This is a genomic window from Alteromonas sp. G4i13 (assembly GCF_054960505.1).
The window spans coordinates 87,754-111,963 of sequence record NZ_JBHNYX010000006.1 but is presented as its reverse complement, the minus strand read 5'-3'; the positions used below and the strand labels follow the sequence as shown (position 1 = coordinate 111,963).

At 45.7% G+C, this 24,210-nt stretch carries 21 protein-coding genes; 7 read left to right on the top strand and 14 right to left on the bottom strand.

The window, feature by feature from the left end; genetic code table 11:
* The first annotated feature begins 92 nt into the window (after positions 1–92).
* Positions 93–806 carry a ComF family protein gene (locus tag ACFI6J_RS04475; RefSeq protein ID WP_039235725.1) on the top strand — a complete coding sequence of 238 codons (714 nt, stop codon included), beginning with the start codon at positions 93–95 and terminating at the stop codon, positions 804–806.
* A gap of 56 nt (positions 807–862) precedes the next feature.
* Here the strand turns inward: ACFI6J_RS04475 and ACFI6J_RS04470 are convergent, their stop codons facing one another.
* A complete protein-coding gene (locus ACFI6J_RS04470; RefSeq protein ID WP_462555320.1) occupies positions 863–3,520 on the bottom strand; it encodes a M14 family zinc carboxypeptidase in 2,658 nt (885 codons plus the stop codon).
* Positions 3,521–3,680: 160 nt separating this feature from the next.
* Between ACFI6J_RS04470 and nfuA the strand changes: the two genes are divergently transcribed.
* The 4 genes from nfuA to ACFI6J_RS04450 all read left to right on the top strand — a co-directional run bounded on the left by nfuA (position 3,681) and on the right by ACFI6J_RS04450 (position 6,976).
* A complete protein-coding gene (nfuA, locus tag ACFI6J_RS04465; protein WP_014951369.1) occupies positions 3,681–4,259 on the top strand; it encodes a Fe-S biogenesis protein NfuA in 579 nt (192 codons plus the stop codon).
* Between the two features lie 473 nt (positions 4,260–4,732).
* Positions 4,733–5,437: an aspartate/glutamate racemase family protein gene (locus tag ACFI6J_RS04460; protein WP_061486839.1), complete on the top strand. Its 705-nt coding sequence runs from the start codon at positions 4,733–4,735 to the stop codon at positions 5,435–5,437.
* Between the two features lie 87 nt (positions 5,438–5,524).
* On the top strand, positions 5,525–5,908 hold the full coding sequence (locus ACFI6J_RS04455) for a VOC family protein (protein ID WP_014951372.1): 384 nt from the start codon (positions 5,525–5,527) through the stop codon (positions 5,906–5,908).
* A gap of 351 nt (positions 5,909–6,259) precedes the next feature.
* On the top strand, positions 6,260–6,976 hold the full coding sequence (locus ACFI6J_RS04450; RefSeq protein ID WP_156087276.1) for a class I SAM-dependent DNA methyltransferase: 717 nt from the start codon (positions 6,260–6,262) through the stop codon (positions 6,974–6,976).
* Between the two features lie 97 nt (positions 6,977–7,073).
* Here the strand turns inward: ACFI6J_RS04450 and ACFI6J_RS04445 are convergent, their stop codons facing one another.
* Entirely contained in the window at positions 7,074–8,420 is a 1,347-nt protein-coding gene (locus ACFI6J_RS04445; RefSeq protein WP_462555322.1) for an MATE family efflux transporter, read from the bottom strand.
* 121 nt (positions 8,421–8,541) lie between these two features.
* On the opposite strand from ACFI6J_RS04445, the gene ACFI6J_RS04440 reads away from it, so the two are divergent.
* A complete protein-coding gene (locus ACFI6J_RS04440; RefSeq protein WP_462555324.1) occupies positions 8,542–9,768 on the top strand; it encodes a polysaccharide deacetylase family protein in 1,227 nt (408 codons plus the stop codon).
* Between the two features lie 79 nt (positions 9,769–9,847).
* Here the strand turns inward: ACFI6J_RS04440 and ACFI6J_RS04435 are convergent, their stop codons facing one another.
* Genes ACFI6J_RS04435 through ACFI6J_RS04410 form a run of 6 tightly spaced genes read right to left on the bottom strand, consistent with a single transcriptional unit; the run spans position 9,848 to position 14,447 of the window.
* Positions 9,848–10,435, bottom strand: a complete 588-nt coding sequence (locus ACFI6J_RS04435; RefSeq protein ID WP_014951376.1) for a GNAT family N-acetyltransferase — start codon at positions 10,433–10,435, stop codon at positions 9,848–9,850.
* Position 10,436: 1 nt separating this feature from the next.
* Positions 10,437–11,081: an SCO family protein gene (locus tag ACFI6J_RS04430; RefSeq protein WP_462555325.1), complete on the bottom strand. Its 645-nt coding sequence runs from the start codon at positions 11,079–11,081 to the stop codon at positions 10,437–10,439.
* Positions 11,078–11,995 carry a heme o synthase gene (gene cyoE, locus ACFI6J_RS04425; RefSeq protein ID WP_014980735.1) on the bottom strand — a complete coding sequence of 306 codons (918 nt, stop codon included), beginning with the start codon at positions 11,993–11,995 and terminating at the stop codon, positions 11,078–11,080. Before cyoE ends, ACFI6J_RS04430 begins: the two co-directional genes overlap by 4 nt.
* On the bottom strand, positions 11,988–13,205 hold the full coding sequence (locus ACFI6J_RS04420) for a COX15/CtaA family protein (RefSeq protein WP_462555326.1): 1,218 nt from the start codon (positions 13,203–13,205) through the stop codon (positions 11,988–11,990). The genes cyoE and ACFI6J_RS04420 overlap by 8 nt, the downstream gene beginning before the upstream one ends.
* Before the next feature lie 5 nt (positions 13,206–13,210).
* Positions 13,211–13,750, bottom strand: coding sequence for a hypothetical protein (locus ACFI6J_RS04415; RefSeq protein ID WP_014951380.1), 540 nt, complete (start codon positions 13,748–13,750; stop codon positions 13,211–13,213).
* On the bottom strand, positions 13,743–14,447 hold the full coding sequence (locus tag ACFI6J_RS04410) for an SURF1 family protein (RefSeq protein ID WP_014951381.1): 705 nt from the start codon (positions 14,445–14,447) through the stop codon (positions 13,743–13,745). The genes ACFI6J_RS04415 and ACFI6J_RS04410 overlap by 8 nt, the downstream gene beginning before the upstream one ends.
* A 45-nt stretch (positions 14,448–14,492) precedes the next feature.
* Here ACFI6J_RS04410 and ACFI6J_RS04405 point away from each other — a divergent pair, with 45 nt between their 5' ends.
* Positions 14,493–14,702 carry a DUF2909 domain-containing protein gene (locus ACFI6J_RS04405; RefSeq protein WP_039221374.1) on the top strand — a complete coding sequence of 70 codons (210 nt, stop codon included), beginning with the start codon at positions 14,493–14,495 and terminating at the stop codon, positions 14,700–14,702.
* A gap of 15 nt (positions 14,703–14,717) precedes the next feature.
* On the opposite strand, the gene ACFI6J_RS04400 is transcribed toward ACFI6J_RS04405, so the two are convergent.
* From ACFI6J_RS04400 to ACFI6J_RS04375, 6 genes are all read right to left on the bottom strand, one after another.
* Positions 14,718–15,611 (bottom strand): cytochrome c oxidase subunit 3, encoded by an 894-nt coding sequence (locus tag ACFI6J_RS04400; protein ID WP_014951383.1) that lies wholly within the window; start codon positions 15,609–15,611, stop codon positions 14,718–14,720.
* Between the two features lie 23 nt (positions 15,612–15,634).
* Positions 15,635–16,222 (bottom strand): cytochrome c oxidase assembly protein, encoded by a 588-nt coding sequence (locus ACFI6J_RS04395; protein ID WP_014951384.1) that lies wholly within the window; start codon positions 16,220–16,222, stop codon positions 15,635–15,637.
* 147 nt (positions 16,223–16,369) lie between these two features.
* Complete coding sequence (gene ctaD, locus ACFI6J_RS04390; RefSeq protein WP_014951385.1) at positions 16,370–17,998, bottom strand: cytochrome c oxidase subunit I; 1,629 nt, start codon at positions 17,996–17,998, stop codon at positions 16,370–16,372.
* Between the two features lie 9 nt (positions 17,999–18,007).
* A complete protein-coding gene (gene coxB / locus ACFI6J_RS04385) occupies positions 18,008–19,171 on the bottom strand; it encodes a cytochrome c oxidase subunit II (protein ID WP_462555328.1) in 1,164 nt (387 codons plus the stop codon).
* A 582-nt stretch (positions 19,172–19,753) separates the two neighbouring features.
* The gene (gene lexA / locus ACFI6J_RS04380) at positions 19,754–20,380 is read right to left on the bottom strand and encodes a transcriptional repressor LexA (RefSeq protein WP_014951387.1); all 627 of its coding nucleotides are present in this window, start codon (positions 20,378–20,380) and stop codon (positions 19,754–19,756) included.
* 112 nt (positions 20,381–20,492) lie between these two features.
* Positions 20,493–24,053 (bottom strand): COG1470 family protein, encoded by a 3,561-nt coding sequence (locus ACFI6J_RS04375; RefSeq protein WP_462555330.1) that lies wholly within the window; start codon positions 24,051–24,053, stop codon positions 20,493–20,495.
* Positions 24,054–24,210: the final 157 nt, after the last annotated feature.

Genomic DNA, 24,210 nt, shown 5'->3' with positions numbered 1-24,210 from the left:
CTCCTTAGGCAGTCACGTGTTTTTGAGGCAACACGAAATAATGAAAACAAGTCGACGTTCGACAATTCAAGGAAGTTGATGGAATCAACACTATGAACCTTTCATGCTTGCTATGTTATCAGGCAAGTCCTACGCCAGTATGTCACTGGTGTGAAGATGACATATTTTTTTTCGATGCCACGTTGCACGGAAGTAACTTACTTCAATATGGCCCTGTGGCAGGCCACGTCAAGCATAGCCACTATGACGCGTTACGCGTTTTGGGACTTCATACGTGGCCAATGTCATCGCTGGTTCACCAGTTAAAGTTTACGCATTCCCTTACGGCAGGAAAAGTATTAAGTAACTGGTTTGTCCATAAAATGCGACAGTGCACTTTATCAGTGCCCAATGTGCTGCTTCCGGTGCCAATTAGTGCATGGCGACTTGCTACACGGCACTACAATCAGGCTACGCTTCTGTGTGAAAGCATAAGCAGTGAGCTGAATATTCCAGTTAACCAGTCGTGGGCCAAACGACGGGGCTTTAGCGTGCAGCATCACTTATCCAAAATGGCGAGAGCCGAAAACGCAAGCCGTGTATTTAGCCTATCGACGCAGTGTATCGATGATGAGATAGCAATAGCGCAAGGTAATAAAGATGGCAGCAACTTCAGCGTTGCAATTGTCGATGACGTACTCACCACCGGCGTGACCGTGAATACATTGAGTAAAAGGCTCAAAAAACGCTACCCAAATTTACACATTCAGGTGTGGGTCGCGGCATTTACGCCACCACCTAAAAGCAGTCTGTATCAGAAAGCCTAGTGATCAGAAGCGGTGATACTGAAAAGCGCGGCATTCGCCGCGCCTTTCAAACTGATTTAGCGAATAAAATGCGATTGGTAGATTGCATTGGCCAGCATCTTGTTCGTGCCATACCAGTACCCTCTAAACTGTGTATTGTCGGTAAAGCCAATGACAACGCCGCGACCCATTTTTTGAGTCGTCACAGCAGTTGATTCAGCCATTAGCGCAACCATTCTTTTGTCACTAAACCCAGCCATGAGAGGCTCATCAGTGTAGCGCGCAGGCGTTATAAAGGGTGAACTACTAGCCTCCACTATCATATTATTGGTTTTAAACATGGGTAGCGTGTCGTCATCATAGCCGTAGAACAATGGATGAGTATTGTCGATATTCGCTTCAAACACAGCGCCAGCCACCAACTTTCTGGCGTATAACGAAGCGCCATCTTTATAGCTGAGTTCGCTTTCATCGAACGCGTTATCAATACTCTCTCGACTAACAATTTCTACGTCTAACCATTTATGTTGAGCGAAATAACGCAACGCGGATTTCTGCCCCACGATCACGCCACCGGCTTTCACCCACTGTTCAATTTGAGTTCTTTCACTTTCGGTAAAGCGATATCCACCGCTAGGGAATAAAAGGTGCGTATAAGTAACGCTCGGATCATTAAGCGCGCTTGTCAGATGTTGTTGCTCAACAATACTGGCAGCCAGCCCCACTTTTGTGTCGAAATAGTGCCATATTTCACCTGCTTCGTATTCACTGGTGCCTTCGCCGCCCACTATTAACACCTGTGGCAAGGTAACAGGTGCCATGCTCCGGCTACCCAAATCGTGCCCAGTGGGTGTTAACCCACTGCGCAAACTAAACACAGGCACCTGAAGTTGCTGTTGCGCATCGCGCAAAATGGCCGCCAAGTTTTCTGGCTGACCCAGCCCTTTCGGTACAACTATGCTGCCAGGCTGAAGCTCAATGCTGTTGCCATCGTATTTAATAGCGGAAAACGCTTCTTCACTACTACGCACCTTAACGCCAGCTTCCAATAACGTTTGCAGCATGGCTGGCGCATAGTACTGCTGCCATGAAAACGCATACGCGTATGCGTCCGGGTGAATATCATTAAGTGCGGGTTGTGCAAGTGCGGTGCTGTCGCTAAGTTTTAGGCTTCGCGCATCGCCCCTATCTAGAGGCGCGTAATCCAAATTGAAAGCCAAAGCCAAATTCCACGTTGATACATCGTAAAACGTGTTGTTCTCAAACGAGGTTTGGGTAGAGAAAATTGACTTTACTAAACGGTATTGAGGCTGGTTTGAAGGAATATAAATCGCGCTACCTGCACCATAGCGAACTTTGCTTACCTCAACATCTTTCGTTAACACCTCGTAATTAATATGATGCTGTTCAAGCAATGCAACAAATGCGTTAAAGCGAGCTGTGTCATTCGATGCACTAACAACAAAACCTACCTGCTCATCCTTTTCAGCCAGTGACTTTGTGCTCTTAACAAAACCCGATTGATAATCGAGAATAGCAGCCTTATTTGCCAATGCGCCTCTAAAAGTGCTTAAAGACGTAGTAATTTGATTTGCTATGGTGTCTTTGAAGGCAAGCTTGCCATTAATAGAGTCCTGAATGTGGCCCCGTGAGCTTGCTTGCTCAAAAAGAATACCCACACTGCCGTGTAAATCTGGGTAGGTCGAGCCTTTGCCTGCGTAGAAATCGTCAAACGCTTCTTGGGTAAAATAGAGCTCCCCTTGCTCATCAAACGCGGCAGCATGATACTGGGCAAGCGCTTCAGTTAGCGTTACGTTCTCATCAGGCGTCAGTGGATTTTTACGCGAGCGCACACCAGGCTGGAAAAAATAGGTGCTGTCTGTCCCCATCTCATGAAAATCGGTGAGGATATGTGGGCGCCATTTATGAAACTGTTTAATTCGCGCCTGCGACTCTGGGTGCGCCAGCAATAGCCAGTCGCGGTTTAAATCAAACCAGTAATGATTTGTTCTACCTGACGGCCACCCCTCATCGTGTTCACGATGTCGACTGTCAGAAACCAGCTGCTTGCCCTTGTGCATATTTGCCCACTGAGCAAATCGAGAAAGCCCGTCGGGGTTGAAAGACGGATCAAACAGCACAATATTGTTATTCAACAAGGCATCAATTTCTTTACCTTCAGCCGCGGCCAAATAATAAGCCAACGCAAGTGAAGCATTGGTTCCGGAAGGCTCGTTACCGTGAATACTGTAGCCCATGTAGAAAATAAGGGGAGCATCGCTACCTACTTTCTTGCCGCTTTCCATTGCATCAATGTGTTGCTGCCTCATCGCCTCAATATTGTTTCTATTTGAGGGCGCTGTGATTGTCAGTAGCAGAAGTGGGCGGTTTTCGTGAGTACGGCCGGTTTCTTCAATGGTGATACGGTCAGACTTCTCGGCAAGTAGTTTCATATAATTGACGACTTGGTCGTGACGCACATGCCACTCGCCAATGTCGGCGCCTAGTATCGATTCAGGCGTGGGAATAGCTGGGTTGTAGGATACCGTGTCAGGTAAGTATGCTGTCACCGGCTGCCCGCCTACATCAGGTGCAATAGTAACAGTTGAAGCAGAGGCGGGTTGTGCTAATGATTTCTGACTGGCTGTTGCCCCAAAGGCGATGGTACCAAGGGCTAATAATGAAACGAGTGAGAATGGATTCTTTTTGGCGGTGTAATGCAATTTCGCGAACATAGCGCTTCCCGTCTTGTTGTTATGGTTGAGAATAGTGTCGATGTGCACGCCTCTCAACAAATTCGATTCACTGGAATAATTTATTTAATTAATACCTGACTGTTTTACTCAGGTAAATTTGATACAATAATCCAAATTTCAAAATATGTAGGACTTGCTGATGATAACTATATCAGAAGAAGCCCAGGCTCACTTCGTAAAACTGTTGAGTAAACAAGAGTCTGGCACGAATATTCGTGTATTCGTCGTAAATCCAGGCACTTCGTCGGCTGAGTGTGGCGTGTCCTATTGCCCACCAGACGCGGTTGAAGAAACAGATACCCGTTTGCCATTTAATGGTTTCGATGCGGTCGTAGATGAAGAAAGCGCGCCTTATTTAGAGGAAGCGGAAATTGACTACGTTACCGATCAAATGGGCTCACAGTTAACCTTAAAAGCACCTAATGCAAAAGCGCGTAAAGTGTCTGACGACGCACCATTAATTGAGCGAATTAACTATATGATTGAGTCGGAAATCAATCCTCAGTTAGCGAGCCATGGTGGCAATGTTGTATTGACAGAACTGACTGACGATGGCTATGCCATACTTCAGTTCGGCGGCGGCTGCAATGGTTGCTCAATGGTAGACGTAACGCTTAAAGAAGGTATTGAGAAGCAAATGGTTGAGCAATTCGCTGGCGAGCTTAAGGGCGTGCGCGATGCGACTGAGCACCAAGCGGGTGAGCACTCTTACTACTAAGCGTAATATTGCACTTGCTTAAGTGTATATCTCGATAACTATCTCATGCTAAAGCAAGACATTCACAAAAGCTGGCAACGATTCAAAATAGGTCTATCTATTTTCGTTGTCGGCGTCTTGCTGTTGTTTACCTTAAGTGAACTTCATATCACGCTGCATTACCTGAGCCTTCTTATATTATTTGTCGGTTTCGCTATCGCCATGTTGGGTTACTGGGGAATTTTTATTCAGCGTTTTTCGTTTATAAAAAACAAAAAGCCACCGCCTAAATTCTGATTTCTTCCGGCTCTACGCCATACCTTCTTGCCCTATTCTTTATGTAAGCCAGTCTGATTGAACTCAGTTTTACCCATACGCCATACTCTACATTGCGCAGCTGTCTCCCGTTCATTTATGTTCGCCTAGCGCTCGTCTCGGGTTATAGGTAGATTAGAGGTTGCGCAAAGTGCCTAACAATATGAAAAGGAGCTGTGGTGAATACAACAAAGAAGCTGGGCCTGCTTGGCGGAATGAGTTGGGAATCAACGGTCAGTTACTATCAAGCCATAAACCGTGGTGTAAACGCTCGACTTGGCGGCCTTCACAGCGCACCGCTGATAATAAGCAGCGTTGACTTTGCCCACATAGAGCAGCTTCAGCATAAAGGAGAATGGGATAAAACCGCCGATATACTGATCCGCGAGGCGAAGCACTTAGAAACTGCGGGTGCAAAAGCCATATTAATTTGTACCAATACCATGCACAAAGTAGCAACAGACATAGAGCAGAAGATCACCATTCCACTTATTCACATTGCCGACGCTACGGGGTGCGTGTTGCAACAAGATAGGGTTAAGAAAGTTGGGCTACTGGGCACCCGCTTCACCATGGAACAAACCTTTTATACATCACGCCTTAAAGAGATTTTTGGCATTGATGTTGTTACTCCAAATGCCCAACAACGAGACACGGTTCATAACATTATTTATGAACAATTATGCAAGGGCGTGATTTGTGTTGAATCCCGTAACGCGTATATTGACATTATAAATGAACTGGCGGCCGAGGGTGCTGAAGGCATCATTTTAGGCTGCACAGAAATTGCCTTATTAGTTCAACAACATCACACCAAAGTTAAGTTATACGATACTACCGCTATCCATGCTTCAGCTGCGGTAGATTTTGCATTGGCTCCCTAAAGCGTTAGCAAAGGGTAAGTAGCGAAACACACATAACCTAACTTTGATAAAAGGGAATTGGCCCTACTATTTTCAGAGGACACAGCTATGTTTAGCCACGTAATGATTGGTGCGAACGACCTTGAAGCATCAAAAAAATTCTACGATGCTATTTTAGGAGTATTAGGATACGAACCAGGCGTTTTTGATGAATACGGACGGGTTTTTTACTATACGCCGAAAGGTATTTTAGCGCTAACAAAGCCGATTAACGGAGAGGCTGCCACACACGGTAATGGCACCACACTCGGCCTTGCCGCTCGAACACCAGACATCGTTGATGAATGGCATAAAGTAGGAAGCGAAAATGGGGGCGTGCCATGCGAGGACCCACCGGGTATTCGAGGCAATGGGGAACGCCAACTGTATCTTGCTTATCTGCGAGACCCAGCGGGCAACAAACTCTGTGCCACACACATCGTAAGAAAATAGCTGTAGTGCTGCCTGCTTAAATGATCACGCTCTTTTTGCAGGCTATTTGCTTTAAGCTGTCTATTTGGCCCAAAGCCCTTTGAGTAATAGCCCTTTGAGTAATAGCCCTTTGAGTAATAGCCCTTTGAGTAATAGCCCTTTGAGTAATAGCGCTTTGGGTAATGCCTAGTTAAGTCTACATATAAGCCCTAACCAAACGAAACTGCATAGGTGTTGCTGTCCGGCCGCTCAATATCCTAAACGGGTTTCGCCTTTTCTCTTCTTTGCACTTTGCACTTTGCACTTTGCACTATACATTGTTGCTAGATGAATTAACCTTGAACCAGAAAAAGCTCAGCTAACAGAGGGAATATGACACCTGAAGAAACTGGCAAGGCCTACGACACCATTACACACCTTTGGACTCGTCCTGAATTTAATCAGAAAAATGGGTTAACCGCCTACCAAAAAGCATTGTCATTTTTAGCGGACACCCCATCACAAGAGCCTGATACGGTGCCTAGCGAAGCGCTTGATAAGAGTGAAGCGCCTAATAAGGGAGAAGCGAGCAATAACGACAAACCAAAGAAACGAGGTTACGCACTAGACATAGGTTGCGGATGCACCAATCGTTTTGTGCCGATTATCGAAAGCGCAGGGCTAGCTTACGAAGGCATCGATGTTTCTAAAGATATGCTGGTCATTGCGACGTCCCAATTACCCGCTCATACCTTCTATTGCGCCGACGTGTGTACATTCACTATCCCCAAGCACTATTCGTTTATTAGCGCTTGGGATAGCTTTTGGCATATTCCCCTAACGCAGCAAGAGCCTTTGCTTAAGAAGCTAGTGGATCACTTAGACGATAACGGAGTGTTGCTTTTTAGCTGTGGGGGTACAGATGAAAGCGGCCAACACACAAACGAAGTAATGGGCCCAGAAGTCTACTACGCCTCGCTGGGGCTACATAGATACATAGAAATATTGATAGAAGCAGGCGGGTTTGTTCGTCACGTTGAATTCGATCAGCACCCTGAACTACACACTATTATCATTGTGCAAAAAAGAACTGCGCAAAAAACACAGTAGCAAAAAAATAGTACTGAATGATGCCCTAGAAAAACTGAGAGAGTAACCGTGCTCAGCACGCCTTCCCTAAGTAAGGTCAGCGAAGCGTTATAAAACACTAGCTTTGCGGTGTCGCCAGCTCACCGCGTTTATCTAAACGATAAAAGCTCCAGGCCAATGTCACACCGCGAGCAAGTAAAAAGGCAAGGAGAGCATACCAAAGGCTGACGTTACCCTGATCTTGCGTGAGATACCAAACGGGGAAATACACCCCTAACGCACTTATTATCATGGTATTTCTCATTGCGCTGGCTCGGGTAAGACCAACAAATACGCCATCGTACAAAAAACACCAATGCGCTAATAGAGGAAGTAATACCATTAAACCAAGATAAGGTAGCGCAGCTTTTACAATGTTACTATGTTCGGTAAGCAGCGCGATAATGGCCTCACCTCCAGCGAAAAATATCAAGCTATAAATAAGGGCAAAAATACTCGACCAGACTAACCCTTGGTAGGTGCGTCGTTTCACTTCGCTGCTGTCAGACGCCCCCTTGGCTTCACCGACCAGCGCTTCCACACCATAGGCTATGCCATCAAGTCCCAATGCAATAAGAACAAAGAACTGCATGAGTATGGCATTGACGGCCGCCGACGTTTCGCCGTAACGGGCACCTTGAATGGTGAGAAACGCTAAGCAGCCCTGTAATGCTAAGTTGCGCAATAGCATGTCACCATTAAGTTTCATCAGTACCTTCCGAGCTGCACGGTTAAACCACGATGCACTCACCGCCACACCGCCGACGCGCTTAAACGCCACCGCTAGCGCCATTATAGCCATGGTATACTCAGCGATAACACTGGCCAGCGCCACGCCAGCTACAGACAAACCCAGCCCGAACACAAACACTACATCGAGTCCCGCATTCAATAAATTTCCCACAATTTGAATAGCCATGACGCTGCGCGTTTTTTGCTGCCCTACTAACCATCCAACTAATGCCAGATTAAGCATGGCAGCTGGTGCGCCCCATACCCGCGTCGAAAAGTAGTCTTGAAGATGCAGGGCAACTTCACTGTTTGGCTGAGTTAAAGCTAAGCCTATAGACAAGATAGGAGATTGAAGAGCGAGTACCACAGCCCCCAACACTAGAGCAACCGCCACCGTTTGCCACAGCACTTTTGCTGACTCTAATGTATTGTTCGGTGAGCCTTTAGCTTGTGCACTCAAGCCTGTTGATGACATGCGAAGAAACCCGCACACCCAGTATATTTGCGTTAAGATAAGTGCGCCCACCGAAGCCCCTGCAAGCATGGCTGGTAAAGACATGTGTCCCAAAACCGCGGTATCCACCAAACCTAATAGAGGCGTAGTAATATTCGCTAAGATCATGGGAAGCGCTAACGCCAACAGACGGGAATGGTCGTCAAAAAAGGAGCGCTGAGTTAGTTGAGCAGGGGACATAAATGATCTCAGTAGGGGTTAATTTCGCTATATACTATCAACCTATGCAGCGGCATAAGTGAAATGCGTACCAGCTTGACCATGTATAAGATTGGCCAAGTCGCATTATTTGGAGTTTACCATGCTATTGAATTTGATTAGGCACTCAGTGGATGATGATATGAAAACCAACAATGTAATTCAAAATAGAACGACGAGTCGTACGCGTTTGAAGATCTTATCTTCAATGCTTGCGGGAATTTTCAATGTTTTGTTGGTCTCACCTAGCATTGCTTCAGGCTCAGATGCAAACCCTGTTGCTGATGCGACTTCCACTACAAAGGAACAAAGTGGTAGTAACATCGACTCTAGTGTGAGCACCACGCCTAACGCCGCCATTTTGCTTTATCACCATGTGTCGTCTTCAACACCAGCCAGTACCAGTATTTCGCCTGAAGCCTTTAAATCGCACATGGAATACTTGGACGCACACCACACTGTTGTTTCGCTTCAGGACGTTGTTTCTGCGATACAACACAACACTACACTGCCAGAAAATGCGGTTGCGATTACGTTTGACGATGGCTACGCAAACATTTTAGACAATGCTCACCCAATACTGGCTGACCTAGGTTTTCCCTATACCGTGTTTATCAACCCTGATGAAATTGGCGTAGGTCCTAAGCAGCTAACATGGGAGCAAGTTATTGCTATGCATAACGATGGCGTTGTTTTTGCCAACCACACGCTAGACCACCTTCATATGCTAAACGGTGAGCAAGCAATGGGCGAGCGCGCATGGCTGGAGAAAGTTTGGCAGAACGTAGAAAGTGCTGAAAAGAAAATTGAAGATAAACTGGATATTAGCCTTAAATATTTAGCGTACCCGTTTGGTGAATACAACACGGCGCTCGCTAATAAGCTCAAAGCTGAAGGTTACATTGGGTTCGGGCAGCATTCCGGGGCTGTGGGCCCATCTAGCGACATGCAGGCACTACCGCGCTTCCCCGCGGCCGGTCCTTACGCCAATTTGGCAACGCTAAAGACCAAGCTTAATAGTCTTGCCATGCCAGTGACACAAAGTTCACATAAAGACCCTCGTATGACAGCGCGAAACCTGTCATCGCCCATTAGTTTAACGATAGACAGTGACGATGTTCGCCTTACACAAGTAAATTGTTTTTTCGGCGGCGACCCTATCGAGACTAGCCTAGAAGAAAATGTGCTTACGTTTACCCTTGATGAAACCCTTCCAGTAGGACGTTCACGTGTGAATTGTACAGCACCGTCTAATGCGCAATCAGGGCGTTATTATTGGTACTCTACGCCCTTCTTTGTGGCAGATGAAGACGGCAATTACCCAGACTAGGGCATGCCGATAAAGCACATCCAGGCTTGAGCGCGAGCGCATATCGATTGGGCTCGCGCTTATATAAGGAAACGTTTACCTATACAGGTTTAGAAAATCGAATAAAGCCTTTATTTATCGACTCTTCCACAAAACTATGGCGCTGATAGAAACGAATGGCTGGCACGTTCGACACTTCAACATCTAGTACCACTTTACGTTTATTCAGTTTTTCTGCTCGCGCTTGCATAGCATCTACCAGTATCGTTCCCACGCCCGTTCGACGGGCACTTTCTTCAACAGAGAGATGGCCTATCATGAGTTCGGTATTAGTAGGCGGCGTAAGATTGATGGCCACGGTCTGATTGCGCATGAGCACTGTCATAGCCTCATCGAGGGTAAAGTACGATGTGATGCTATCAAGGGTCGCCCTATCAAATGTTGCACCGAGTTTGCTGTGCCAAGAGGTCACAACACCGAGTACTTCGTCACCGCTACACGCCACCCAATGATTCTTAAAGCCATATTGCCCGCCACCGAGTTCCCATGCATGAGACAGGTAGCCCTCAGCTGTTTTATTTTTATTTTGTCCAAAAATAGACGTTAACAAAGACTGCGCCGCATTCAATATAAGCGGCGTAGTTTGCGCAGCATCAGATGCTACACCTTGCCTTATTTTGATTTCCATATTACTGCTTCGAGATTATTATTGGCATATCAGCCAATATTTGCTGGGAATCACTTATCGATAGCTTTCCTGGCTCTCTTTTTGGTTTGAATCTTCCTATCACCCTAGCTTCAGGGTCGACAAGTACGACAGATGCACTGTGATCAACTAAATAGTTGGGGTTATCGGTACTTTCAGCAATGGCATACATCATTCCTAAATTACGTACAAACGGGAATAGCGCCTTGTGCTCTCCAGTTACGGCAATGAACTCCTCATTAAAATAGCTCACATACTCTGAAAGTCTTTCAATTGAATCGCGATTTGGATCAACGGATACAAAAACAATTCGAATAGGTTTGACACTATTTAATGCTTTTAGTTCAGGATATATACCGTTCAACTCAGCCATGGTAGTTGGACAAATATCGGGGCAGAAGGTATAGCCCACAAATACTAAGCTCCACTGCCCTTCAAGCGACGAATTATCAAACACTTCACCTTCATGAGATGTAAGTGAAAACGGTGATAATGCTCTCGGCTCTGGGTAAGTCTGAAAGTATTCAGGCTGACTTTCGACATTTGGGGGCGCGATATACAGCGCCCCTACGATGCCTGCACATAGCGCTAAAAATGCAACAAGGCCGACGGTAGTTCGTTGATTCATAAACTCAGTGGTATGTAGTGATCTAAGAGTAATACGACAAACAATACCATGAGATGAATAATTGAAAACCTAAAAGTTTTCATTGCAGTTTGTGGCTCTGCATCGAATTTTAACTTTAATGCATAGTATAAAAACCCAATGTTAAGCACACTTGAGCCAATCAAATAAATGAGATCGCTCATGCCTGTAAGGTAGGGCAGCAAACATACCAGCCCCAACAATACTGTATACAGCAACACTGACGTTTTCGTAAATGACACACCGTGGGTTACCGGCAGCATGGGCACCTTCGCTTTGGCGTAATCTTTTTCTCTATGAATAGCGAGCGCCCAAAAATGCGGCGGCGTCCAGGTAAAGATAATCAGCACTAAAAGCAGGGCATGGGCATGTATTTCCCCTGTAACCGCGGTCCAACCTAGAAGCGGTGGAGCAGCCCCTGCTAAACCGCCAATCACGATGTTTTGCGGTGTCGCTCGCTTTAAATACATCGTGTAGATAAACGCGTAGCCTACTAGACTTGCTAAGGTTAACCACGCGGTTAGCATATTCACAAAAAGAGCTAACACTACAAATCCAACCACACCTAAAACGCCTGCGAACCACAGCGCGTTGTTTACGCTAACCTTGCCTTTTGCGACGGGGCGATTAAAAGTACGCGCCATCACACTATCTATCTTATGGTCGACAACGTGATTAATAACGGCAGCAGACGCAGACAACATACCAATACCCAATAAGCCACAGATAAGTACGGTTGCGTTTACCCACGAAGGTGTAGCTAAACACATGCCTACTAACGCGGTTAACAGCAACAACATGACGACATTAGGTTTAGTCATTTCATAGTAATCTCGCCACGTGACTACATTGTGCTGACGTGAAGTGCGCGCATGTAAAGAGACCGATTTAGCCATGGAAACCTCCTGGAGCTTTAGGGAGAATATGAGAAGACGTTGACGCGTTTAAAGGGTCGTGCAAAGGCGCTTCGTGGATGCTAAATGCACCTGCACCCTGCAGTGGTTTCGAACTTGAGAATGAGCCTGTATTTCGTTTTTCTGTACCGAAGACGTTATCGCTTTCTAGTGCCAAAAATACGGTAAAAATGAGGTTGAGTAGGGAGAGAAGTAACACGGCTGCGACCGCGTTATGCATTACAGCGACAGCCAGTGGCAGCATAAAGATAATGTTGCTAAGTCCTAATGCCACTTGCGTGCACAATGCTACCAACATAAACGCACCCACATATTTTTGTTTACTTGTGGTGTAGCGGCTTACCAACACACTTATACCTAGTGCTAGCAAGTATAAAAACGTGATGACCGCGCCGAGCCTATGCACTATGTGCATGGTAACTCGTTCGCCATAATCGTGAGCACCAAACTCATAGTTGTCTGCATCAGGCACACTGAATGCACCTGCCAAATCAATTCTTTCCTGCCAACCGCTTTCACAGACCGGCATTTCCGTACAGGCCAACGCAGCATAATTGGCAGAAGTCCATCCACCAAGAGCAATCTGGGTAACAAGCACGCCAAGCCCAATGAAGGCGAAAAGTTTAAGGTTTCGCTGAAAGACTTTGGCTTGAGGTAAGTCGGTAATATCCTGATCATGCATAGCTGACGCTATGGGCGTTTGTTTAGTTTTCGACGCATCGCCTGCGGTGTTGCGCAAGCGGAGGTAGAGAATAAACAGGCAAGAGAGTACAGAGAAGCCCCCCAGCAAATGCCCCATAACTACGACGGGAAGCAGATTGAGCGTCACGGTCCACATACCAAGTGCTGCCTGGAAGATAATAAGCCCCAGCAGTAACAGAGGTAATTTAACGGGCGTGCCTTTGTCGCGCTGCCGAATAGCAATAATGGCAATAGCCAGTACACACAGCCCCAGCGTTCCTGCAAAATAGCGGTGAATCATTTCATTCCACGCCTTAAACGCCTCAACTGGACGTTCGGGAAAAGCGGCGTTGGCTTGTGCCACTTTTTCCTCACTCAAAGGCACGGTTAAATTACCGTAGCATCCAGGCCAGTCGGGGCATCCTAGCCCCGCGTCGGTCAAACGCGTATACGCACCGAGAATAATAACGACCGCCGCCAAAAAAATACTAAATAGGGTTAATTTTTTCATGGCCATTATCCTATACGCGATAATTTAAGGAGCTTTCTCATATCTGCAAGCATGTTGCGGCTTTCCATCACGGCGTCTTTTCTATCGTCTTTAATGTCGTAAAAGAGCATGGCGTTATTTTGCGTATCAACAATATAAACACTGCTAGAGGCGAGCGCCGTTGGTGTAGTAACGGGTAAGGTTTCGACAAAAGGGTAGTCTTCTAGCGCGGCTATCGCAGTTTGGTCGCTTGAAGCGGTAGTAACGACCACTGCTTGAGCACGGTCCGATTCTTTACCTAGCGCAAGCCACACTTGGTTAATGCTAAAAAGTGCGTTCTCGCACACTGCGTCACATTTACTTGGCATCACATACAACAAACGCCATTTAGGTTCCGCGTTTTCTAAAAGCGCACTCATGTCGATGGTCGGCGCGAGCAGCTGACCTTTATTTGTCGCGCCTTTAGTAAACCAATCGTTATCAAGTGCGAGCTTTGCCAAAACAACAGGTAAAACAAACACGGCTACCATAATAATTAATGTTTTTTTCGAAGCAGCATTACTCATAACTACGTCCTTTCTTACTAATTGCAAAGCCGCCAATGGCTGCAGCGGCAATGGCTAAACCAAACCATTGAACTGCATAGCCAAGGTGCTTTTCAGGAGACATTACGACGGCCTGATGTTCACGAATAAACGCGGGGTCAGGCGTGGTAAGGTGAAGAATAAAGGGTAAAAGTTTGCGCTCTAAGGCGTTGCTTAGTGCAGGGAATTCTATGTGTTGTACCAGCGCGGGGCTTTGCGACAAAGCCATGTTGGTTTCTTTCACTAAGGGGTTGTTACCCGGCACGCTAAGCACGCCGATTAATTCGCGCGTTTGGCTTGTAAAACTTATTTCCGGTAGCGTGCGCGTTAAGTCTGGCGCAGGCACCCAGCCAAAGTTAACCAAGAGCCACCCGACATTGGTATTTACCGGTACGATGACATCGAAACCTACCCGCTGATTGTGAATCTGATTATCTAATAGCAACACATGGTTAGCGTCTATTGCACCGCTGAACGATACGGTAATATCCCGAGGATCATCATGAGACAACGCCTCTTCTAAACTCAAGGTTCCATTACTTTGCTTTTGCGCTATGCTAGCTAAACGTTGTTGCTTTTGGACCATGCGATCAAGTTGCCAGTACCCTAAACCGCACATAATCGCCACACTAAAGCCCGTGAGTAACCAAGGAATAACGTGGCGAGTGCGAGAAAACATGATTATTTCGCACCATGCAAAATTAGAATAAAAACAGAGGTGAATATGTTGATAAAAATAGTCCTTGTTGCGTTGGTGCTGTACATGATTGTGAATTTGTTCATGGCGATGCGAATCATGATGAAAAATGACACATCAAAAGGGCCTATGAGTAAGTACATTGGTCGACGCGTGCTCACTTCTGCCGTCATTGTTATTATTATTCTTATCGCTATTGGTACCGGTCTAATTACCCCAAACCCAAGGCCTTACTGAGTTTGGGGCTCCCTTTTAAAGTACGTAAACAAAGATGTAGAGCATGACCCACACTACATCTACAAAGTGCCAGTACCAGCTCCCCGCCTGAAACGCGAAGTGGTTTTCAGGCGTGAAATGGCCTTTCAAGACCCTAAAAAACAATACAATTAGAATGATGGTGCCAAGGGTCACATGCATGCCGTGAAACCCTGTGAGCATAAAGAAGGTGTTGCCGTAAATGCCTGACTGAAGCGTAAGCCCCAAGTCGCGATACGCATGTATGTACTCTTCTACCTGTAGGAACAAGAACCCACATCCAAGTAAGATAGTGATACCCAGCATTAGGGTTAGCTGTTTGCGTTTGTTTTGCTCTAGTCCCACATGAGCGAAGTGCAGTGTAATAGATGAGATAAGCAAGATAACCGTGTTGATTGTGGGCAACCCCGCAGCACTCATTTCCTGTGTGGTAGTGCCGCCTGGCGTTGACACCAGCGGCCACATGGCCTCAAAGGTCGGCCATAAGACCTCATTGGTCATAGCGTTATTCGATGCGCCGCCCAGCCACGGAACGGAAATAAATCTCGCGTAGTAGAGGGCGCCGAAAAACGCAGCGAAAAACATCACCTCTGAAAAGATAAACCAGCTCATACCTTGTCGATATGAACGCCCCAGCTGATCGCTGTAAAGCCCTGCCATAGATTCATCTATTTGATTTTTAAACCAACCTACAAGCATAACGAGCAATACTGCTATCCCCGCTAAAAGGATATGACCGCCATAGCCTGTTTCACCTTTGGTTGCTTGCACCACATAATTGCCCGCACCTACGGCGATAAGAAATAGAGCAACGGCCCCTACGATGGGCCATGGACTTTGTGCGGGTACATAATATTTTTGGTATTCGTGATTCTGTACTTCGGGTTGCATTTTCTTCTCCTTACCCCTTCGGCCTATTCGCCATTTGATGGTGTTGAAGCCATAAAGGGATTCGGTGTTGTCGTTAGGTCACTGGCTCGCGCTGTGACGTCATAGAGTGTGTACTGCAAGGTAAAAAACGTAATTTCTTCAGGTAGCTGAGGGTCTACATAAAACTGCATGGGCATATAGGCTTCACTACCCGCATCTAATGGCTGCTGATTGAAGCAGAAGCATTCAGTCTTGTTCAGGTACAGTGCTGCCGTTCCGGGGGATACAGAGGGAATGGCCTGAGCTACGATATTGCTTGATGCAGGGTTTCTCACATAAAACGATACCGTATTAAGTTCGCCAGGGTGCACTTTCACGCGCTTGGTTTCAGCACGAAACTCCCAGGGCATACCGGTATTTGTGCGAGTAATAAACTCGACGGTCACTTCTCGCGACTCATCAATCTCAACCGATTGATAAACCGCAGCCGTGCCTTCGGTTTTTCCGTTAATTCCCGTAACGTCGCAAAATACGTCGTACAAGGGAACAAGGGCAAAGCCGAAGCCAAACATGCCAATGACAATAGCAACAAGTTTAATAACCATCTTGTTGTTTGCGCTTTGCTGTGACATCACGTGACCTCCGGGTAAATCCATAGATGAAGGTTGGTAAACGCTTACTTAGTCGTTTATCTCCCTCACCACCTGCAATGTGTGAATGTCATTCCCATCGGCTTTTGCCGGTTGAAAGGAATGACCTATTCACAACTCCACCTACCGTTACTTAACGACAGGTGGCGTTTCAAACGTGTGATAAGGAGCGGGTGATGGAATTTCCCATTCCAATCCTTCTGCGCCGTCCCAAACTTGCGCTGATACCGGCTCACCTTGCTTTTTGCATGCCTTGATAAGCAGGGCAAGAAAGATGAGCTGAGATAAACCGAATGCAAAACCACCCAGGCTTATCCATTTATTAAAATCAGCGAACTGCAATGCATAGTCAGGAATACGGCGTGGCATACCAGCCAAACCCACAAAGTGCATAGGGAAGAACAACACATTGACCGATACCAGTGAGCACCAGAAATGCCATTTAGCTAAAGCTGTGTCATACATTTTTCCCGTCCATTTAGGCAACCAGTAATACACCGCAGCCATGATGGAAAAGACCGCGCCAGTTACCAGTACATAGTGGAAATGGGCTACAACGAAGTAAGTGTCGTGATATTGGAAGTCCACGGGCGTGATCGCCAACATTAGCCCTGACAACCCACCAATGGTGAACAGCACAATAAAGGCAATAGCGAACATCATTGGCATTTCGAAGCTCAGTGAGCCGCGCCACATGGTCGCCACCCAGTTAAACACTTTTACACCAGTAGGCACCGAGATAAGCATGGTGGCAAACATGAAAAACATTTCCATGTACACCGGCATGCCCGTGGTGAACATATGGTGAGCCCATACAACAAAAGAGAGCAGCGCAATCGACGCCGTGGCGTAAACCATAGACGCGTATCCAAACAGCTGCTTTCGAGAGAAGGTAGGAACAATTTGCGAGATAATGCCGAAAGCGGGCAAGATCATAATGTACACTTCAGGGTGCCCGAAGAACCAGAAAATATGCTGGAACATAACCGGGTCGCCGCCACCAGCAGCATCAAAAAAGCTCGTGCCAAAGAACTTATCAGTTAACACCATGGTAACCGCACCGGCGAGCACTGGCATTACCGCAATCAGCAAGAATGCCGTGATAAGCCACGTCCATACAAACAGCGGCATTTTCATCCAGGTCATGCCTGGCGCACGCATATTAAAGATGGTCACAATCACGTTAATCGCACCCATAATGGATGAAATACCCATAATGTGAACAGAGAACACAAACAACGCTGTCGAATCGCCACTGTAAGTCGTTGAAAGGGGCGCGTAGAAAGTCCATCCAAAAGCAGGGCCGCCGCCTTCCATAAAGAGCGAGCTCAATAGAATGAGAAAGGCTCCTGGTAAAATCCAGAAGCTCCAGTTATTCATGCGCGGTAACGCCATGTCAGGTGCGCCGATCATCATGGGAATAAGCCAGTTTGCGAGCCCAGTAAAGGCTGGCATTACTGCACCAAATACCATGATAAGCCCGTGTACCGTAGTCATTTGGTTAAAGAAGTTTGGCTCTACAATTTGTAGACCGGGTTGGAATAGTTCAGCGCGGATCACCATGGCCATCGCACCACCAACTAAAAACATAATAAAGGCAAACCACAGGTAAAGTGTGCCTATGTCTTTGTGGTTAGTGGTAAACAACCAACGCGTTATCCCTTTAGGAATATGATCGTGGTGTTCATGGTCATCATGTAGGTGACCGTCATGAGGCGCAGAGGTATCTGGCGAAATAACTTCAGTTGCTTTGCTCATTGTCTGCTCCTAGTTTCCGTTTGCCACTGCGTTTACATCTTTGGCTTGAACCATATCGCCAGTTTTATTTCCCCAAGCATTTCGCTCGTATGTAATAACTGCGGCAATTTCCTTAAGACTTAGCATTTTTCCAAACGCTTGCATGGCCGTCCCCGACTTACCATGAAGCACTATGTCAATATGGCCCTGCTGATCCTCCAGCGCCATTTTGCTGCCTTTTAATGCCGGGAACACGCCAGGTAAACCTTCACCATTTGGCATATGGCAAGCAGCGCACGTTGCGTTGTATACTCGCTCGCCCTCTTTCATCAGTTCATCCATAGACATATTCATAGAAAGTAGACGCTGCTCTTCTTCTTTTGCTTTACGAACAATCTCTTCTTGTTCGCCCATCCACTTTTCAAACTCGGCGGGTTCTTTAGCAATTACCACAACCGGCATATAGCCATGGTCTTTACCACAAAGCTCTGCGCACTGTCCGCGATAAATACCCGGCTCATTCACCTTGGCCCAAGACTCGTTAATAAAGCCGGGGTTGGCATCTTTTTTCACGGCAAAGTCAGGAACCCACCAAGAGTGGATAACGTCGTCAGAGGTAATAAGAAAGCGTACTTTTTTCCCAGTAGGAATAACCAAGGGACGGTCAACTTCCAGCAGGTAGTTATCTGTTTTCTGAAATTTGTTTTCTATTTGCTCGCGCTGAGTGGCGAGTAAAGAATAAAACTCTACATCGCTATCCATGTACTTGTAATGCCATTTCCATTGAGAGCCTGTTACTAACACCGTCATGTCAGGCTCAGACGTGTCTTCCATAGCAATTAGGGTATTCGCTGCGGGTACCGCCATGAAAATAAGAATAAGGAAAGGAATAACGGTCCAAGCAATTTCCACCTTCACGTTTTCGTGAAAATTAGCTGGCTTGGCGCCACGGGACTTTCTATGTAGATACATTGAGGCGAACATCACGCCAAAAACTACAACCGCGATACCTACACAAATGAAGAACATCAACATATGGAGGTCGTATACCTGCCCACTGATGTCGGTAGCACCGCGTCTCAAATTAAGCGAAGAGGCTTCTTCGCTTGCTTCTTGCGCAAAAAGCAAAGGGGAAAAAAGCAAAATTGGTATACTAGAACACCATTTTGCGAAAACGGTCGTTAGTTGTTTCACTCAGCACCTCCGTAATGGCGTGGTCAAAGACGCTGATTAATTTGCGCGATGCCCTACCAAATGGTTTGCGAACGATTGACCCATAACCTCAACTTGTAAAACAAATTTAGAGTCATTGTTATTATTTTGTTAATCTCTGTATAAGAATTGCGCAATAATGTCGCGCCGTCTAGTCTTTTCTATTAAAAATTTAACGAAGTGGTTAATTTTTAATCATTTACTAAAATGGTCGCGGGGGATTTCACGTGCAAAAAGAGAAAGCCATTGCTGTGGGATGCCCTTGGAATCAAACAGGCATTTTGAACACGGGGTTAAAGTAAATGCTCGACTAACTAGTTAAGAAATCAATAAGTAATCGATGACTCAATGTCGATTTCAAACAAAATTCAAAATAAAAAATGGAAAATACTTGAAGCATTCATAGAAAGAATAACGTGAGTAATGATAAAAATAAGCGCGCAGAAAACCAACAGGTTTGCTAGGCAGGATAAAACCTAAGTTGGCAGATTGAAGAAAAAAACAGGAACAAAAGACATAAAAAAAGCGGCTAACGCGCCGCTTTTATACAAACAAGCTAAAATACTACATCCAGTCAGCGTTTCTGATCACACCCACCGCAATGCCTTCTATCGCAAAATGTTCAGTCGCTAAATCAACTTTTATTGGTGCAAACTCATCATTCTCAGCATGAAGCAATACTTCACGCCCGCGTTTCTCTAGACGCTTTACGGTGACGTCTTCATCTACACGCGCCACAACCACCTGACCGTTGTGAACATCAGTGGTGCGATGAACAGCGAGAAGATCACCGTCTAAAATACCAATGTCTTTCATGCTCATACCGTTAACGCGTAGCAAAAAGTCGGCATGGGGTTGAAACAGTGCAGGATCGACTTTGTAGTGCGATTCAACATGCTCTTGCGCCAAGATCGGCTCACCGGCTGCAACACGCCCAATTAACGGTAGGCCTTCTTCTTCTTGTGCGTCGTTATCAAGAGGGATATTGAGCTTAATGCCACGAGACGTACCAGGCAAAATTTCAATCACGCCTTTACGCGCCAATGCTTTCAAATGTTCCTCTGCTGCATTAGCAGAACGAAAGCCAAGCTGACGGGCTATTTCCGCACGAGTAGGCGGCATTCCCGTTTCTAACATGGTTGTTTTAATAAGTTCTAAAACTTCGGTTTGTCGAGCTGTGAGTGGGCGCATAAAAGACCTGTCTGTTCATACAGTTCCTGTAAGTATATACACCTAAAACTAAATAACAAGCACTTGCCGCGTCTTTTGCGATCTGCAATAGCCTACGACAAGTGCTTTCCTCTTATTTTACGAGAAGAGCCATGTTCGGGTTACTAATTTGTAACTCCAGCTCCCCATCACTATTTTGACGTGTGCGCATGCCTTCAACATTATCGAGCCCAAGTCCAGGGCTTTGCCACACCACATTGCCTTTATTATCAACCTCAACCACGCGATATGCGATGCTGTCATAATAATTGTACGAATAGTCATTCTCGTTAGGCTGGTAGATAGCGAGAATCGACTGATTAGACGACGTCGTTGGAACAGCCGCTATATACTGAGGGTAGAATGACGGTGCTATAGCGTCTTTGAGTTCTAATGCATCGCTCGCCACGTCATAAACATTGATGGTGTTGTAGTTTCTATTTAAACACGCAAATTCAAGTTCGCTATCACTATCAAAATTTACCGTGAGCAATTGGTCACAATTGGTTTCCAATTCATTCAATCCAACAAATTCACCATCCTGCATTTTATAGAGCTTGAGCGAACTATAGCCCCCAACAGCAAAATAATGCACACCGTCTTTTTCAGAGGCAGCAAGCGCATTAATTGAAAAATCGTTAATGATTGAGTCGATAAGCACCTGATTCTCGATATCAAACGCTTTAAGTCGATTGTTCTCAATAATAACTGCATCGGCGTAACTATCGTTATTTACGTCAATGGCTTCAATAAACGAAATTTCACTATTCTGATTATTGTTCAGTGTCCACTGAATAGCGTTATCTGTAAGTCTCACGACATTAAACGACGAACTATAATCCAGTGCCCCTATTAGTAACTCACCCACACCGTCATTGTTGTAGTCTGTAACGACCGGTTTGCTATAGTTATAGACATCTTCGCCAACCTCAGCACTTATCGCAAAGTTATCCTCTTTATCTACCGATAAAATCTGAATAGATGATTCGTAACTACTTGTATCGCTAACAAAGACGGCTCTTTCATCATTATCGCCATAAGGTGCCCAACCCGCGGCATGATATCTACTCGCGCGCGGCGCACCTTTTATATCTGATAAGGCATATTCACCGTTGGCATCTTGTTGCGCTACTAAAATTTGATTCTCACCAGTCCAAATAATGTCGTCCACATTGTCATTGTCTAAATCGTCAATGAGAAGTGACATGCCACTGTAAGTGTTGTGGTTAAGAGCCCACTGCTCAGAGATTTGTCCCGCTTCTAATGCAAAACCTCTAACTTGTCCCCACTGACACTCGGAGACAACCACTATTCCTTCTGTAGCTGGGCTTTCTTTACTATAGGCGATATCACAAATGTCACCATGTTCCGCCGTTGCCAAACTGCTTTTCGATACTGCTGAGTAGATTGAGATATCATTCCAACTATCGGCACCGATGATTTCATCTACACCATCGTTATTCATATCACCCAGCACAACAAATGCGTCGCTGAACCCGCTACCGTATAGCCATTGGTTGGCACCGCTTTCGATATCAAATACATAACCATTGTTCGTTACCATTTCTATCGATGCGTCGTCATCTACGTTACCAAAAGCAAGGTTATTGACGCTGTCAATATCGTACTGTTGCAACTGCTCACCTGTGCGAACATCTACAATGGCAATAGAAGTCGCATTGTAATATTCGCTCCCATATAAATAAGCAACTTCATCAACTCCGTCACCATTGATGTCGTAAAATAAGCCAGAAATAATACTATCTTCAATAATAAACACCGCTTCTGCGTTACTTTCGCGGTCTTTTATTACAGACAATCCCTGTTGAGTAAGAAGGTAGATTTCATCATTATTGTCACCATCAACATCTTGGGTATGCACGCTTCTAATTTCGCCTTTAGTTGGCAGTTTATACGGATACACATAGGTATTTTTAAGCGTATTGCCTTCTAGCGAAAATGCGCCCACGTTGCGAGCATTTACCGTGATAAGTTCACTTACACCATTGGTCGAAGCAATAGCAAAGCCGTGATTATAAATTGGTGTCATCACAGTAGTACGAGCATAAGCCGGGGCCTTGTCCGCATAAGAAGTGATTTCGAGCGTTTGTTGGGATTCAGTTCCGTCTAAGCTAGCGAAACTAAACATATAAGTTTGAGCGTTGAAAAGTTGATTCGCAGGTACATTCCAGGTCATCAGACCTTCCGCATTTAACGAAGCACCGGGAGGCGCTGAAATAAGCTCTCCCGCGACGTCATCGTCAACTCTGTCTGGGTCACTCATCGATACGGTAAACTCTACGTATCCGCCCGCAGTTACTACTTCAGGCATATTCGATGCAGTGAGCGTCATAGGAGAATTGCCGATCTCAACGAAAGTAGGCTGGGATTCAACAACGTTAATACCGTCTGACACCACCATGGTAACTTTAACTTCATCACCGAAGACTGCGCTGTAAGGTGGCAGCGTGGTACCATTAACATCGTCAAGGACTACACCATTTACATACCAGCGAAACGAAATCACCAGCTCTGAGTCGGGAGTATCTGAATCATGATAGTAGCCAGGCTCAACGGTGACTTCATCTGTGGTATAGACAGTCTCATAGGCATAGTAATAAGGCTGATTCACTACAGGAGGTACGGATATCGCATCGATATCTGAAAGCGCAAGGCCAGTATGATTTCCGCTGGCAAACGCTGTTAGATTATTAAAGTATACACCTACATCGTAAATATCATCGCCGTTGTTATCTTCGCCATAGCGAACTGCGCCATCAATAACGTCAATTCCAGCCGTTTTATCTCCTTTTACGACCAGCGAGCCAGATGACGAATAGGGAAGGTCGCCCTGATCAGAAGAATATGCAAAGTCCAATTTGCCTTTAGACGCAATGTAGATTGAACCATTAAGTTCAGACACGAAGGTGTTGTTTGTCACCCCTTCTGCTGATGTGCCACTGACCTTGTAAGTTTCACCATTGTGCGTGACAGTAAGATACTGCCTCGTCTCTTCATAAAACGTACCTGTTTGTGGGCGGTAGCGAAAATCAACACTTAAGTAGCCTTTTAATGTTGTGCGCACGCCACCGTCTAGCATAGACAAAGTAGTGAAATAAGACGTTACTTCGGAGCTGTTTTCACCTGCGTCAGTAATAACTAGCGAAAATTGTCCGTCATACCGAGTGGAGTCGTAATATTGAATGCACTGATCATAGTCTACAGTAATCGTTCCTTTACCCGTGTCTTCATCAAGCTTACCTGAGTATGTTACTGATCCTGATTCATAGCACTCGGTCGTACCTTCAACGTTGCCGTTCTCATCTAGGAAGGTGTAGATATCATATTGATCTACATAGGGTGAGCCACTTGTATTGTCACCAAAGAGCGTGATGTAAACCTCTTGTACTGCGCTGATATCCACAGTAGAGACTTTCGTTTCTCCACTGTAGTTCGCATCAGCATAGGTGGTTGCCGCCGAGTTTAGTCGTGACTCTGAGTAATCTAAAGGATTTGATAAAATTTCTAGTGCTGTCGGCTCAGGTGGAGGTGGTGGGTTTGTAGGTGGAGAAGAATCAGAGCCACCTCCACCACCACACGCAGTTAGAGCTAAAAGAGAAAAAAGGCCAGAAAAACCCAAGCGCGAAGTTTTCATACATCGTCCCTGATTTAAAAGGCATGTCGGCTTTTTAGTTAAAAGCTCAAAACAAGCCTAATTATTAAGTTTAATAAAATATTCGTTTTTTATAACTTAACTTTATCAATTCAGCAACAGCGCCTTGAGCGTATACGCTTATATTTAATGTAGGCGA